Below are 15,395 nucleotides of genomic sequence, written 5' to 3'. Positions count from 1 at the left end.
TTCACTTTTGGAGGGCACGTCTCTTGCCTCGCATATTGACCCAGCCAAGCGCTGTTGAAGAAGCCTTGGCCGAACACGACGCCAAGATGTTTGGCTCACCCAAGGAGCGGCTGGATTTCTATCGCCGGGAAATCCAGTACGAAACCAGCATCCTCGCCAACCGCACCGACGCCTACCTGGCAGCGCAGTCGTTTCTGGTGATCGCCTTCGCCTCGTGCATGGCCAACCTCAATCCGGAGTGGGGCAAGATGTTCACCCTCGTCGTGCCGCCGTTTCTGGCACTGCTTGGCGTGCTCAGTTCACTGAATGCCTGGCCGGGGATTCGCGCGGCGTACGACATCATCGATCACTGGCACTTCAAGCAGAGCCAGTTGCTGCACAGCGAGCCGGTGATGGGCGCGGCGTATGACGAATCGCCGCTGTTCAGTGAAATGGAATCGAGCCACAAGGGCTATCGCAAGTCGCTGCTGTTCTCGGTGCGCACGCCTTGGATCTTTGCAACGTTCTGGGTGATGTTGGGGGTGTATGCGGTGTTTATTCAGGTGACCAATCCTTGAGGTGGGTTGGTCGGGGGCAGGGGACAGGTGCTGGATTTTGTGGTGTCTGTGAGATCTTACCCACCCCAGCCCTCTCCCCCAGAGGGGCGAGGGGGAAAGGGAGCCGATTTTCACGCTTTTCAAAACTTGTAGTCGACGCGATTTTTCAGGTCGATGAATAACGAAAGAACACCCCGGTCAGTCCCCTCTCCCTCCGGGAGAGGGCTAGGGTGAGGGGCTTTTGACTTTTATCACGCCGTTTCCAGCTCACGCCGCGCAGTAACAGCATTCTGCAACGCCGCCGGAATCGGCGGGAAATCCTCGTTCAGCACACACAGATGATCAATCGCATCTTCAAATTTCGCGTCGGCTTTCTTGCGCAGTGCCCGGTATTGCTCAAAGCGTTCGAAGTCGGTCGGTGTCTGTTCCAGCAGCGCATTCGCCGCTCGGTTCAGTTCGTGGGCTTCTTCGAACAGTTGACGATTGCGTTCCAGAGCCAGTGCTCTGCAAGCCTTGATTTGCGCAGGAGTCGAGCATTCGTTCATGACTGTAACCTTGTTTGTGTCGGGGTTCCGTTGACAGGCTATGCACCGCAGGGGAACCGAACCTGCCGGGCCGCGCTGGATGATTGGCGCGGTTAAAGTTGTGACCCTTGGGGCGCGCTCGGCGATCCATTTTTTTGCAGAAAAATCTTCGATGATTTCCGGCAAAACGCAGCGCCGGAAGAATCAGCTTTTTCGTTGCTTCAAGCTTTCATACCGCGCCAGCATCGGCTGTGTACTGATGCCATGCAGCAGGATGCTCAAGGCCACCACCGACAGGGTGAGGTCGGTGCAGACCTTGGCCACGTCGGAATCCAGGCCATGGTTCAGCGCGAAGAACAGATAAAACAGGCTGCCGATGCCACGTATGCCGAACCAGCCGATCAACAAACGCTGCGGCCCGCTGAGCAGCTTGCCCCACGGCATCAGTGCCACGCTCAACGGACGGATCAGGCAAAACAGCACGGCGCCGATCCACAGCGCACGCCAGTCCCAATGCGCTATCAGCACGACGCCGAGCAAGGTCACCAGAAACACCTCCATCGCCCGCTCGACCAGACTGCCAAAAGCGAGCATGTCGCCCATCATGATCCCCGCCGCAACCTGGCTGTCTTCCAGCTGTTCGGTGTCGCCATGCACAGCGTTCTCCGGTTCGACGTTCTGATGGCCGACCACCGGCTGCACCAGATGTTCGGCCGGTACTTCGGTAATGCCAGTGGATTTCACTTCTTCCTGACGCAAGCCGAGGCCGGCGGCGAACACTGCAAGGAAGCCGTAGCCGCCAATCGCATCGGCGACCACGTAGGACAGCGCGATCAGCGCGAGGGTCAGGTAATCGTTGGGGCCGAGGGTGCTGTCCTCGTTGTGGATGCGCAGTGACAGCGCGATGCGGCCGATGCCGCGGCCCATCCAGTAACCGGTGAGCAGACCCGCCGGCACCGCCCACAACAGACTGCGGATCACCCAGTGCTGCCACTCGCCGGCGCTGCCGTCACTATGCAGCAACAGCAAGCCGAGAATCACGAAAGGGAAGGCCACGCCATCGTTGAGACCAGCCTCACCGGACAGGCCGAAACGCACGCTGTCGACGTCCTGCGCATCGTTGACCTGCACCAGCGCCGCGAGCACCGGGTCGGTCGGCGCCAGCATCGCGCCGATCAGCAGCGAAGGTCCCCATGCCAATTGCAGGCCCCAGTGCAGCAACAGGCAGACGCCGATGATCGTCAGGATCATCACCGGCCCCGCCAGGCCGAACGCAATGCGCCAGGTTTTGTTGGTCAGTGGCAAACGCAGCTTCAGCCCGCAGACGAACAAGGAAAAGAGCACCGCGACTTCCGTCAGGTGCTCCATCCACAACGACGATTCTTCCAGCGACAGTTTCAGCAGGTCGAGACCGCTCGGACCGATGGCGATGCCCAGCAACAGGCACACCGCTGAGGTGGTGACCGGCATCCAGCGCAACCACGACGACGTCAGGGCCAGCATCAGCAGCACGGCGCCGAGCACCGCAACCCATACGCCGAAACTCATGACCGCTCACTGCAATGAGTGTTCAAGGACAGGCGCACCGGGTCAGCTCACGGTCGTGCGTAGGTACTCGGGGATGAGCACGTTGAACCACAGCAGGATCATCGACACCAGCATGGTCACCAGCACCAGCAGGCCAACGCCCCACACGCACGCGGAATACAACAGGCCCTGTTCCTTGCGCTCATGCATGAACGTCGGCAGGCCGACTAACAGCAGGAATGTCGAATAGATCGACGCCGCGCCGAGTACCAGAATCGCCAGCCAGCGACTCGGATACAGCCCGGCGATCCCGGCGATGAAAAACGGCGTCACTGTGTAGGCGGCAAAACCGATGCATTGATTCAGCGTCGGGCGCGCATCGAATGACCGCGACATCCAGCGAATGAAGCCGCCCATGATCGCCACGCCGGCAACAATCGTCACGTACAGCAGCACGCTCAATTGCAGGGCGCTGGCCGTGCTCAGGCGCACGTTTTCACCCACTGCGAGGCTCCAGCCGACATAGGTCGTGCCGATGAACAGGCACACGGCGGGAATCAACGCGAGCAACAGCAAATGGGCGAGGTAATGGCGGGGATGGGTTTCTTCTTCGCGGCGGATATCGGTCCAGGCGAAGTTGGGTTGGGTGAAGAGTCTGACGAGGGGGGCGGACATGACAACCTCCTGTTCCTGATGGCCCGTAGGCGCTTACAGGTATGGAGGGATGTCATGCCGCTCGGGTTCAGTTTTTCTGCTGCACGGTTACAGCATCGGTTTGCCGCCGGTCACGCCATAGCGCTGGCCGGTGATGTAGCTGGCTTCGTCAGAGGCCAGCAGCACGTAAATCGGTGCGACTTCCACTGGTTGGCCCGGACGGCCGAGCGGGGTGCTGCCGCCGAAGTTCTGTACTTCTTCATCGGGCATGGTCGAGACGATCAGCGGAGTCCAGATCGGGCCGGGCGCGACGCTGTTGACGCGAATTTCCTTCGGCCCGAGCATCTGCGCCAGGCCACCGGTGAAGTTGGCGATAGCGCCTTTGGTGGTGGCGTAGGCCAGCAGGGTCGGCTTGGGCATGTCTGAGTTGACCGAGCTGGTGTTGATGATCGACGAGCCGGGGCGCATGTGTTTGATCGCCGCCTGGCAGATCCTGAACATGGCAGTGATGTTGACGTCGAAGGTCATCACCCATTCGTCATCGGGGATTTCTTCGAAGTTCTCGTGGGTCATCTGGAATGCGGCGTTGTTGACCAGTATGTCGATGCGGCCGAAGCGCTCGACGGTCTGGTCGACCAGCGCCTGGCATTGAGCCTTCTCGGCAATGTCGCCCGGCAGCAGGATGCACTGACGCCCGGCCTGTTCGACCCAGCGTGCGGTTTCCTTGGCGTCCTCGTGTTCATTCAAGTACGCCACGGCGACGTCGGCACCTTCACGGGCAAAAGCAATCGCCACCGCGCGACCAATGCCGCTGTCGGCACCAGTGATCAGCGCGATCTTGCCGGCGAGGCGGCCGGAACCGACGTAGCTTTGCTCACCGCAGTCTGGATACGGTTCCATTTTGCGTTGCGAGCCGGGTACCGGTTGGGCTTGTTTCGGGAAGGGTGGTTTTGGATAGTCAGTCATCGCAGGGTCTCCTGATTTCAAGGCCAGTGTTCCGGGTTGACCCGGCGGGTTTGCCTTGAGTTCGATCGGATTTGCGCTGGATTTCTGCTGAACACCGGTCCCCTTGTAGGAGTGAGCCTGCTCGCGATAGCGGTCTGTCAGCCAGGATTAGGTGACTGACAGACCGCTATCGCGAGCAGGCTCACTCCTACAGGGGATCTGTTTGAGTTCAGAGATTGCGGTTGGTCAGCGCCCGCTCCATCCGCGCAATCCCTTCTTCGAGCAACGCCCGCGGGCAGCCGAAATTCAAGCGTACGAACTGCTGATGAGCGTCGCCAAAATCCAGTCCGGCACTCAACCCGACCTTGCCCTGTTCAAGGAAGAACCGCTGCGGATCCGGCAGGTCCAGCGCCGTGCAATCGAGCCACGCCAGATAGGTGCCCTGCGGCACATTGATGGTCACGCCCGGCAGGCGCGTGCGCACGGCGTCCACCAGCCAGTCGCGGTTGGCCTGCAGGTAGGTTTTCATTTCAGCGAGCCACGGCCCGGCTTCGCTGTAGGCGACACGGGTGGCTTCCATGCCCAGCGGATTGACGCTGTCGACCATGCCGCAGCGCGCGTGGTTAACGCGTTCGCGCAGGGTGGCGTCCTGGATGATCATGAACGAGGTCTTGAGACCGGCGATGTTGTACGCCTTGCTCGCCGACATCAGGGTGATCGTGCGTTTGGAAATTTCCGGACTCAGCGACGCGGTGGGAATGTGTACGCGGCCGTCGAAGCACAGTTCGGCGTGGATTTCGTCGGAGATGATCCACGCGTTCTGCGCTGCACAAATGTCCGCCACTGCCTGCAACTCTGCGCGGTCGAAGACCTTGCCGATCGGGTTGTGCGGGTTGCTCAGCAGCAGGGCGCCACCGCCCTGGAGCGCCTCACGCAAAGATTCCAGCGGCGTGGCGTAAGTGCCATCGGCTTGGGCGTCGAATTCCAGCTCGACCCTGTTCAGACCCCAATGCCCCGGCGCATGGCGCAGCGGTGGATAGTTCGGCGTTTGCACGACGACATTCTGCTGCGCCTGCACCAGCGCCTTGAGCGCCATGTTGAAGCCCGACTCCACGCCCGGCAGGAAAATCAGTTCCTGCGGTTTGACCCGCCATGCGTACTTGTTCCAGAGGTCGGCGACGATGGCTTCACGCAGGTTGTCCTGCGCCACGCTGTATCCGAGCAGCGGGTGCAGCAGGCGCTGCTGCAAGGCTTCGATGATGACCGGTGGCGCGGCGAAATCCATATCAGCGACCCACATCGGCAACACATCGGCCGGGTAGCGGCTCCACTTGGTGCTGCCGGTGTGGTGGCGGTCGAACAGCTGATCAAAATCGAAAGTCATGCGCGGTCTCGTCAAGGCGGGATTGGTCCTGGCGGACATTCTATGCGCAACGCCATCTGTGTGGGAGCGAGCCTGCTCGCGAATACGTCGGGTCAGGCAGCATCGAGTTGAACGACCCACCGCTTTCGCGAGCAGGCTCGCTCCCACAGGGGTTGTGTACTGGCTGGAAATCCGGGCCAGACTCCCGACGGTCGGTTTTCACACAATCGGCAAGGGCTTTGTCTACAGTGAAAATGTCGGCGCCAAGGCGTCGCAACCGTGATTGTCCAGATAAAGCCCGGCGCAAGTACCGGGTTCCACCTGATCAGGAGTGCACGATGGATCTCAGCCGTCGTCAGTTCTTCAAGGTCGCCGGTATCGGCCTTGCAGGCTCAAGCCTGGGCGCGTTGGGCATGGCCCCGACGGCGGCCTTCGCCGAGCAGGTGCGTCACTTCAAGCTCGCCCACACCCGTGAAACCCGCAACACCTGCCCGTATTGCTCGGTCGGTTGCGGCTTGATCATGTACAGCCAGGGCGATGCCGGCAAGAACGTGGCGCAAAACATCATTCACATCGAAGGCGATTCCGACCACCCGGTCAATCGCGGCACCCTGTGCCCGAAAGGCGCGGGCCTGCTCGACTTCATTCACAGCCCCGGCCGCTTGCAGTACCCGCAGGTGCGCAAGCCCGGCAGCAATGAATGGACGCGCATCGGCTGGGACGAAGCGCTCGATCGCATCGCCGACCTGATGAAGGCCGACCGCGATGCGAATTTCATCGAGAAAAATGCCGACGGGCAAACGGTGAATCGCTGGCTGACCACCGGTTTCCTCGCGGCGTCGGCGGCGTCCAATGAAGCCGGCTATATCACCCAAAAGGTGATTCGCAGCCTCGGCCTGCTGGGGTTCGATAACCAGGCGCGTGTCTGACACGGCCCGACGGTGGCAAGTCTTGCCCCGACGTACGGCCGTGGTGCCATGACCAATACCTGGACCGATATCGCCAACGCGAATCTGATCCTGGTAATGGGCGGCAACGCAGCAGAAGCGCATCCGTGCGGCTTCAAATGGGTGACCGAGGCCAAGGCGCATAACGCCGCGCGGCTGATCGTCGTTGATCCGCGTTTTACCCGGACTGCTTCGGTGGCCGACTATTACGCGCCGATCCGCACCGGGACCGACATTGCCTTCATGGGCGGGTTGATCAATTACCTGCTGACCGAGGACAAGATCCAGCACGAATACGTGCGCAACTACACCGACGTGTCGTTCATCGTCAAAGCCGGCTATGGCTTCGAAGACGGCCTGTTCAGCGGTTATGACGCGAAGAAGCGCAGCTATACCGACAAGTCCGGCTGGGGCTACGAGTTCGCCGAAGACGGTTTCGTCCGCGTCGACCCGACCCTGCAAGACCCGCGCTGCGTCTATCAGTTGATGAAGCAGCATTACAGCCGCTACAACATCGATCTGGCGAGCCAGATCTGCGGCATGCCCGTCGACGCCATGCAGAAAATCTGGGAAGAAATCGCCACCTGCTCGACACCGGGCAAGACCATGACGATTCTCTATGCGCTCGGCTGGACGCAGCACTCGATCGGCGCGCAGATCATCCGCAGCGCGGCGATGGTGCAACTGCTGTTGGGCAACGTCGGCATGCCAGGCGGCGGGGTCAATGCCTTGCGCGGGCATTCGAACATTCAGGGCCTGACCGACCTCGGCCTGCTGTCCAACGCATTGCCCGGCTACCTCACTCTGGCCAGCGACAGCGAGCAGGACTACGGCCAGTTCATCTTCAAACGCACGCAGGTGCCGCTGAGACCGGGGCAGCTCTCTTACTGGCAGAACTACAGCAAATTCCACGTCAGCCTGATGAAGTCCTGGTACGGCGCCAACGCCACCGCCGAGAACAACTGGCTGTTCGACCATTTGCCGAAGCTCGACATCCCCAACTACGACGTGCTGAAAATGTTCGACCTGATGAGCCAGGGCAAGGTCAACGGCTACTTCTGCCAGGGCTTCAACCCGATCGCCGCGTTGCCGGACAAGAACCGGGTGATGGGCGCACTGGCCAAGCTCAAGTGGCTGGTGGTGATGGACCCGCTGGCCACGGAAACCTCAGAGTTCTGGCAAAACGTCGGGCCGTACAACGACGTGAAAACCGAGGAAATCCAGACCGAAGTGATTCGCCTGCCAACCACCTGCTTTGCCGAAGAGGATGGCTCGCTGGTCAACAGCAGTCGCTGGCTGCAATGGCACTGGAAAGGCGCCGACGGCCCTGGCGAAGCGCAGACCGACATCCGCATCATGAGCGAACTGTTCCTGCGTCTGCGCCAGCGCTATCAGACCGAGGGCGGCAAGTTTCCCGATCCGCTGCTCAAGCTGTCGTGGCCATACAAGATTCCCGACGAGCCTTCGCCGGAAGAACTGGCGCGGGAAATCAACGGCACCGCCGTCAGCGATTTCACCGATGCCAGCGGCGTCACGGTCAAGGCCGGCACGCAACTGGCCGGCTTCGGATTGCTCAAGGACGACGGCAGCACCGCGTCCGGTTGCTGGATCTTCGCCGGCAGTTGGACCGAGGCTGGCAACCAGATGGCCCGCCGCGACAATGCCGACCCGTTCGGCATGCACCAGCATCAGGGCTGGGCCTGGGCGTGGCCGGCCAATCGGCGGATTCTCTACAACCGCGCTTCGTCGGACCCGGCGGGCAAGCCGTGGGACCCGAAAAAGCGTCTGGTGTGGTGGAACGGCAAGACCTGGACCGGCACCGACGTGCCGGACTACAAGGCCGACGTGCCGCCGGAAGCCGGGATGAATCCGTTCATCATGAACCCCGAAGGCGTGGCGCGGTTCTTCGCCGTCGACAAGATGAACGAAGGGCCTTTCCCCGAGCACTACGAGCCGTTCGAGACGCCGATCGGCATTAACCCGCTGCACCCGCAGAACAAGAACGCCACCAGCAACCCGGCGGCGCGGATCTTCGATTCGGTCTGGGAAACCCTCGGTGAGGCCAAGGACTACCCGTACGCCGGCACCAGCTACCGGCTCACCGAGCATTTCCACTTCTGGAGCAAGCACTGCAAGTTGAACGCGATTGCCCAGCCCGAGCAGTTCGTGGAAATCGGCGAAGTGCTGGCGAACGAGAAGGGCATTGCGGCCGGTGATCGTGTGCGGGTCAGTTGCAAACGCGGCTTTATCGAAGCGGTCGCGGTGGTGACCAAACGCATCCGGCCGCTGCAGGTCAACGGCCAGGTCGTGCATCAGATCGGCATCCCGCTGCACTGGGGATTCACCGGCCTGACGCGCCACGGTTACCTGACCAACACCCTGGTGCCGTTCCTCGGCGATGGCAACACTCAGACCCCGGAATCCAAGTCATTCCTGGTCAACGTGGAGAAACTGTAAATGGCCAGCCAAGACATCATTGCCCGCTCGGCCACTACCACGGTGCCGCCGTCGGTGAGAACCCAGCAGGGCGTTGCCAAGCTGATCGACACCACCAAATGCATCGGCTGCAAGGCTTGCCAGGTCGCCTGCTCGGAATGGAACGAGCTGCGCGACGAGGTCGGTCACAACCACGGCACCTACGACAATCCGCAGGACCTGACGGCGGACTCATGGACGCTGATGCGCTTCACCGAGCACGAAACCGACGCCGGCAACCTTGAATGGCTGATCCGCAAGGACGGCTGCATGCACTGCGCCGAGCCCGGTTGTCTGGCCGCGTGCCCGAGCCCCGGCGCGATCATCCAGCATGCCAACGGCATCGTCGATTTCGATCAGGATCACTGCATCGGTTGCGGCTATTGCATCACCGGTTGCCCGTTCAACATTCCGCGCATTTCGCAGAAAGATCACAAGGCCTACAAATGCACGCTGTGTTCCGACCGGGTGGCGGTGGGGCTGGAGCCGGCCTGCGTGAAAACCTGCCCGACCGGCGCCATCGTTTTCGGCACCAAGGAAGACATGAAGGAACACGCCGCTGAACGCATCGTCGACCTGAAAAGCCGCGGCTTCGAAAACGCCGGTCTGTACGACCCGGCCGGGGTTGGCGGCACCCACGTGATGTACGTGCTGCACCACGCCGACACGCCGAAAATCTATGCCGGCCTGCCGGATCACCCGGCGATCAGTCCGCTGGTGGATTTGTGGAAAGGCATCAGCAAACCCCTCGGTCTGTTGGCGATGGGGGCGGCGGTGCTGGCCGGGTTCTTCCACTACGTGCGCATCGGCCCGAATCGTGTCGAGGAAGATGAACAGCCGCCAGCGCCTGACACCTCGGTGCACGTGGTCGACCCGGCGGTGCACACCTTCGATCCACGCGGGGAGGAGCGGCCATGAGCAACAAGACGATCCTGCGTTACAGCGCCAACCAGCGCACGAATCACTGGCTGGTGGCGATCCTGTTCTTCCTGGCCGGGTTGTCGGGGCTGGCGTTGTTTCATCCGTCGCTGTTCTGGCTGAGTAATCTGTTCGGCGGCGGCACCTGGACGCGGATCCTGCACCCGTACATGGGCATCGCCATGTTCGTGCTGTTCCTCGGCCTGGTGTTCAGCTTCTGGCGCAGCAATTTCTTCATCGCCAACGACCGGCGGTGGTTGCGGCGGATCAATCGGGTGATGGTCAACGACGAAGAAAGCGTGCCGCCGGTGGGCAAGTACAACGCCGGGCAGAAGCTGTTGTTCTGGACTTTACTGTTGTGCATGCTCGCGTTGCTGTTCACCGGGCTGGTGATCTGGCGCGCGTGGTTCAGCGCGTACTTCGGCATCACCACGATCCGCTGGGCCATGCTGTTGCATGCACTGGCCGGGTTCGTGCTGGTGCTGAGCATCATCGTGCACATCTACGCCGGTTTGTGGATCAAGGGTTCGGTCGACGCCATGCTGCATGGCTGGGTCAGCCGGCCGTGGGCGAAAAAACACCATGAACTGTGGTACCGCGAGGTGACCCGCGACGAACAGCCTCGGGACCTGCCCGAGCGACCGCTGACGAAAAAGGGCTGACTTTTGCCAAGCATTCTTGAACCTGGGGAAATCGAGGCGGCGGTCAGTTCGCCGCCGTTTCTTTACCTGCCACCGCGTAACCTGTTTGCCCTGCGCGCTGAGCGCCTTGAGCGTCTGGCCGAGGGCAACGGGTTGGCGGATTATCTGCGGTTGATGGCCGGATTATGCCGGGCACAGCAGCAGGTCTTCGACGATCCGCCGCTCACCGCGCCGTTTGATGCGCAGCGTTTCGAAGCCTGTCAGCGACACGGTCTGCCACCATTCGCGGCAGATACCTTGGTGCGCGAAGAGGCCTGGCAGCCGTGGCTCGACGCCTTGCTGGAGCGCTACGCGCCCGCGGATCAGCCTGCGGTCATCGACGCGCTGGACAGCCTGCGCGCCGCCAGTCCCGGCCAGTTGCGCGCGTGGGCGGTGGCGCTGGTCAGCGGCCAGTATTCGCTGGTGCCGGCGGCGCTGGTGCCGTTTCTCGGCGCGGCCCTGCAAACCGCGTGGAGCCACTGGTTGCTCAGAGTGCCGAATCTGCAACTCAAACCCGGCGACAGCCTCAGCCAATGCCCGGCCTGCGGATCGCCGGCCATGGCCGGGGTGATTCGCCATCGCGGCAAGCACAACGGCTTGCGTTATCTGGTGTGTTCGCTGTGTGCCTGCGAATGGCACGTGGTGCGGGTCAAGTGCGTGTATTGCGAGCAGAGCAAGGGCCTCGAGTACCTGAGCCAGGAAGACGATCGGCACAGCGCCGAGCAGGCGCCATTGCGCGCCGAAGTCTGCCCGAGCTGCAACAGCTACCTGAAATTGCTCTACCTGGAGAACGACGCCGAAGCCGAGGCGTTGTCGGCGGATCTCGGCAGTTTGCTGCTGGACATGCGTCTGGCCCAGGACGGTTATCAGCGTCTGGCACCCAATCTGCTGCTGGCGCCGGGAGACGAATGACGAGAGCAAAACTGTGGGAGTTCAGGCCTGCTCCCACAGATGTCGTGCCGGACCACAAAGCCCGGTCAGCCACAAATCCCCTGTAGGAGTGAGCCTGCTCGCGAATGCGTCAGGTCAGCCACATCCACCCTAGCTGACACACCGATTTCGCGAGCAGGCTCACTCCTACAGGGATTGACGGAGACCAACTATCCTCATTCCACCCCGAATCTCTGTGGGAGCTGGCTTGCCAGCTCCCACAGATGTTGCGCCGGACCACAAATTCCGGTCAGCCACAAATCCCCTGTGGGAGCGAGCCTGCTCGCGATGGCGTCAGGTCAGCCACCTCCACACTAACTGACACACCGCATTCGCGAGCAGGCTCGCTCCCACAGGGATTGGCTGCGTGCACTCATTCTGCCGGCCTCCACAAAACAACGTGGGAGCGAGCCTGCTCGCGATGGCGTCAGGTCAGCCACATCCACACTGACTGACACACCGCATTCGCGAGCAGGCTCACTCCCACAGTGCGTCTACACTTCTGAAACCCTTGTGGGAGGGAGCTTGTTCCCCAAGGGGCTGTTTCAGTCGAATCAGGAGTGGCTGATGTCTTCCAGCGTTGCCCTGCGGTTGCCGTCCATTGATGGCTTGTTGCGTCACCCGGCGTGCGCGCCGTTGGCCGAGCGTTACGGCCGGGATTCGTTGCTGACGGGGCTGCGTCAGTTGCTCGATGAGCTGCGTCCCGGCGTGTTGAGCGGGCAATTGTCCGCCGTTGAAATCGGCGCCGAAGTCCTCGCCGGTCGCGTCGGCGAACGCTTGGCGCAACAGCAGCGCAGTCAGGTTCGCCGGGTATTCAATCTCACCGGCACGGTGCTGCACACCAACCTCGGCCGCGCCTTGCTGCCCGAAGAGGCCATCGACGCGGTGCAAATGGCCGCACGTTATCCGCTCAATCTGGAGTTCGATCTGGCCAGCGGCAAACGCGGTGATCGCGATGATCTGATCGAAGAACTGATCCGCGAACTGACCGGTGCCGAGGCCGTTACCGTGGTCAACAACAATGCCGCCGCGGTGCTGCTGACCCTCAACAGCCTCGGCGCGCGCAAGGAAGGCATCATCTCCCGCGGTGAACTGATCGAGATCGGCGGCGCGTTCCGTATCCCCGACATCATGGCCCGCGCCGGCGTGCGCCTGCACGAAGTCGGCACCACCAATCGCACCCACGCCCGTGACTACGAGGCCGCCATTGGCCCGCGCAGCGGTTTGATCATGCGCGTGCATGCCAGCAATTACAGCATCGAAGGTTTCACCGCGCGGGTTCCCACCGCTGAACTGGCCGTGTTGGCGCACGCCCATGGCTTGCCATTGCTGGAGGACCTGGGTAGCGGCAGCCTGCTCGACCTGACCCGCTGGGGCTTGCCGGCAGAACCGACGGTACGCCAGGCGCTGCTGGACGGTGCGGATATCGTCACCTTCAGCGGCGACAAATTGCTTGGCGGCCCGCAGGCCGGGTTGATCGTCGGGCGCAAAGAGCTGATCGCGAAGATCAAGAAGAACCCATTGAAGCGTGCGCTGCGCGTCGACAAGTTGACCTTGGCCGCGCTGGAAGCGGTGCTGGGTTTGTATCGCGATCCGGATCGTCTCGCTGAACGCCTGCCGAGTCTGCGCCTGTTGACCCGTCCGCAGGCCGACATCTGCGCTCAGGCGTCACGTTTGCAGCCCTTACTGGCTGAAATCCTGGGCTCGGTCTGGCAGGTCAGCGCGGTCGAGGCCCTGGGCATGATCGGCAGCGGCAGCCAACCGGTGGCGCGCCTGCCGAGTGCGGCACTGTGTTGCCGCCCGCAGGTGTCCAAGCGCTGGCGCGGGCGCTATCTGTTGAATCTGGAAGCGGCATTGCGCGCGTTGCCGATTCCGGTGCTCGGGCGTATCGACGACGATGCGCTGTGGCTCGATCTGCGTCAGCTCGACGATGAACCGGCGTGGCTGGCGCAGTTGCCGCAATTGCAGGTCGACCGGTGATCGTCGGCACGGCGGGGCACATCGACCACGGCAAGACCTCGCTGTTGCAGGCGCTGACCGGCCAGACCGGCGACCGCCGCCCGCAGGAGCGCGAACGCGGCATGACCATCGACCTGGGTTATCTCTATGCCGAACTTGAACCTGGCGCGGGGCTCACCGGGTTCATCGACGTCCCCGGCCACGAGAAATTCACCCACAACATGCTCGCCGGCGCGCAGGGCATTGATCTGGTATTGCTGGTGGTCGCGGCGGACGACGGCGTGATGCCGCAGACCCGCGAGCATCTGGCGATCGTCGAACTGCTCGGCATTCCCCGCGCGTTGGTGGCGATCACAAAATGCGACCGGGCCGGGACGGGCAGGGTGGAAGAGGTGCAGCGTCAGGTACTCGACCTGCTCGCGCCCGGGCCTTTTGCTGATGCGCCGATCTTTACCGTGTCGAGTGTGAGCGGGCAGGGTGTCGACGAACTGCGCGCGGCTTTGTTGCGGGCGCAAAAAGACGTGCTGGCGCGCAGTTGTGAGGGCGGGTTTCGTTTGGCGATTGATCGCGCGTTCAGCGTGGCTGGCGCGGGGATTGTGGTCACGGGCACGGCGCTGTCGGGGACTGTCGCGGTAGGCGACAGACTGGTTCTGGCGCCTGCCGGCAAATCGGTGCGCATCCGCGGACTGCACGCGCAAAACCAAACTGCTGAACGGGCCTTCGCCGGCCAACGCGTGGCGTTGAACCTCAGCGGCGATCGTCTGGAACTGGCGCAGATCCACCGTGGCCAATGGCTGCTGGCAGACTGGCTGCACGCCCCGACCCAGCGCATCGACATCGAATTTCAGCTGTTGCCCGGCGAGCGCACCTTCGAACACTTCCACCCGGTGCATCTGCACCTCGGCACCCAGGACGTCATCGCCCGCGTCGCCTTGCTGCAAGGCCCGCGCCTGAGTTCCGGCGAGCGCATGTTCGCGCAACTGCTGATTAACGCGCCGGTACACGCGGTGAAGGGCGATCGATTGATCCTGCGCGACGCCAGCGCCCAGCGCACCGTGGGCGGCGGCGTCGTCCTCGACCCGTTCGCCCCGGCCCGCCAACGCCGCAGCCCCGAACGTCTGGCGCATCTGCAAACCCTCGCCCTCAGCGTCGGTCTCGAACAAGCCTTGCCAGCGCTGCTCAACCACAGCCCCGGCGGCCTCGACCCGCAACGCCTCGAACGCCAGTTCAATCGCCCGCGCGCGCAGTGGACGCTGGCGGAAAACATCCGCCTGATCGACACCCGCCAAGGGCCGCTGCTGTTCAACGTCCAGCGCTGGGGCCAGTTGAAATTCAATTTGCTCGAACAATTGGCGCGGTTTCACGAACAAGAACCCGACCAAATGGGCCCTGACCGCGATCGCCTGCGACGCTTCAGCGCCCTGGCACTGGAACGCTCGACGTTTGTCAGTTTGCTGGATGAATTGCTCAGCGCCGGCTCGATCCTCGCCAGTGGTCCGTGGTTGCATCTGCCCGATCATCAGGTGCGCCTGAATGCCGACGATGAAATCCTCTGGCAGCAATTACAGCCGTTGTTCGAACAGGCCGGTTTCGACCCACCGTGGGTGCGCGACGCGGCGAAAATGCTCGGCGAAGAAGACGCCAGCGTCCGCCCGCTGCTGCGCAAACTGGCACGGCTGGGGCTGATGCACCAGGTGGTGCGCGACCTGTTCATCAGCGACATCGCCGTGCGGCAAATGGCGGCGTTGTTGCTGAAACTCGCTGAAGAAAATCCGTCGATCCAGGTGACAACCTTCCGCGATGCGCTAGGCTTGGGACGCAAACGCTGCATTCAGTATCTGGAGTATTTCGACCGACTCGGCCTGACCCGTCGCCTCGGCGAATCCCGCCAGATCCGCCGCGACAACGCGCTGGCCCACGCCGACGCGCAATGAGTT

Annotated in this window: 12 protein-coding genes; 7 read left to right on the top strand and 5 right to left on the bottom strand. The window is 62.4% G+C overall.

Annotated elements, in window-relative coordinates; genetic code table 11:
- Positions 1-23 precede the first annotated feature (23 nt).
- Positions 24-557, top strand: coding sequence for a hypothetical protein (locus LIS66_RS14125; protein WP_042610038.1), 534 nt, complete (start codon positions 24-26; stop codon positions 555-557).
- A gap of 230 nt (positions 558-787) precedes the next feature.
- Here LIS66_RS14125 and LIS66_RS14120 read toward each other — a convergent pair whose 3' ends face one another.
- The 5 genes from LIS66_RS14120 to LIS66_RS14100 form a co-directional block, all read right to left on the bottom strand.
- Positions 788-1,246 carry a hypothetical protein gene (locus LIS66_RS14120; RefSeq protein WP_227972397.1) on the bottom strand — a complete coding sequence of 153 codons (459 nt, stop codon included), beginning with the start codon at positions 1,244-1,246 and terminating at the stop codon, positions 788-790.
- Positions 1,247-1,264: 18 nt separating this feature from the next.
- Positions 1,265-2,608 (bottom strand): cation:proton antiporter, encoded by a 1,344-nt coding sequence (locus tag LIS66_RS14115; protein WP_042610036.1) that lies wholly within the window; start codon positions 2,606-2,608, stop codon positions 1,265-1,267.
- A gap of 42 nt (positions 2,609-2,650) precedes the next feature.
- Positions 2,651-3,262 (bottom strand): Yip1 family protein, encoded by a 612-nt coding sequence (locus LIS66_RS14110; RefSeq protein WP_227972396.1) that lies wholly within the window; start codon positions 3,260-3,262, stop codon positions 2,651-2,653.
- Between the two features lie 87 nt (positions 3,263-3,349).
- Complete coding sequence (locus tag LIS66_RS14105) at positions 3,350-4,207, bottom strand: glucose 1-dehydrogenase (RefSeq protein WP_042610034.1); 858 nt, start codon at positions 4,205-4,207, stop codon at positions 3,350-3,352.
- 208 nt (positions 4,208-4,415) lie between these two features.
- Positions 4,416-5,570, bottom strand: coding sequence for a MalY/PatB family protein (locus tag LIS66_RS14100; protein WP_227972395.1), 1,155 nt, complete (start codon positions 5,568-5,570; stop codon positions 4,416-4,418).
- 317 nt (positions 5,571-5,887) lie between these two features.
- On the opposite strand from LIS66_RS14100, the gene fdnG reads away from it, so the two are divergent.
- The 6 genes from fdnG (at position 5,888) to selB (ending at position 15,392) form a co-directional block, all read left to right on the top strand.
- On the top strand, positions 5,888-8,953 hold the full coding sequence (gene fdnG / locus LIS66_RS14095) for a formate dehydrogenase-N subunit alpha (RefSeq protein WP_227972394.1): 3,066 nt from the start codon (positions 5,888-5,890) through the stop codon (positions 8,951-8,953).
- On the top strand, positions 8,954-9,889 hold the full coding sequence (gene fdxH, locus LIS66_RS14090) for a formate dehydrogenase subunit beta (protein ID WP_064364792.1): 936 nt from the start codon (positions 8,954-8,956) through the stop codon (positions 9,887-9,889).
- Positions 9,886-10,551 (top strand): formate dehydrogenase subunit gamma, encoded by a 666-nt coding sequence (locus tag LIS66_RS14085; protein ID WP_083352723.1) that lies wholly within the window; start codon positions 9,886-9,888, stop codon positions 10,549-10,551. The genes fdxH and LIS66_RS14085 overlap by 4 nt, the downstream gene beginning before the upstream one ends.
- 3 nt (positions 10,552-10,554) lie before the next feature.
- Positions 10,555-11,481, top strand: coding sequence for a formate dehydrogenase accessory protein FdhE (fdhE, locus tag LIS66_RS14080; protein ID WP_227972393.1), 927 nt, complete (start codon positions 10,555-10,557; stop codon positions 11,479-11,481).
- 585 nt (positions 11,482-12,066) lie between these two features.
- Positions 12,067-13,479, top strand: a complete 1,413-nt coding sequence (selA, locus tag LIS66_RS14075) for an L-seryl-tRNA(Sec) selenium transferase (protein WP_227972392.1) — start codon at positions 12,067-12,069, stop codon at positions 13,477-13,479.
- Entirely contained in the window at positions 13,476-15,392 is a 1,917-nt protein-coding gene (selB, locus tag LIS66_RS14070; RefSeq protein WP_227974515.1) for a selenocysteine-specific translation elongation factor, read from the top strand. Before selA ends, selB begins: the two co-directional genes overlap by 4 nt.
- Positions 15,393-15,395: the final 3 nt, after the last annotated feature.

This window comes from Pseudomonas sp. HN2 (assembly GCF_020736465.1).
Classification (GTDB): domain Bacteria; phylum Pseudomonadota; class Gammaproteobacteria; order Pseudomonadales; family Pseudomonadaceae; genus Aquipseudomonas; species Aquipseudomonas moraviensis_A.
This window is presented reverse-complemented; position numbering and strand designations above follow the sequence as displayed.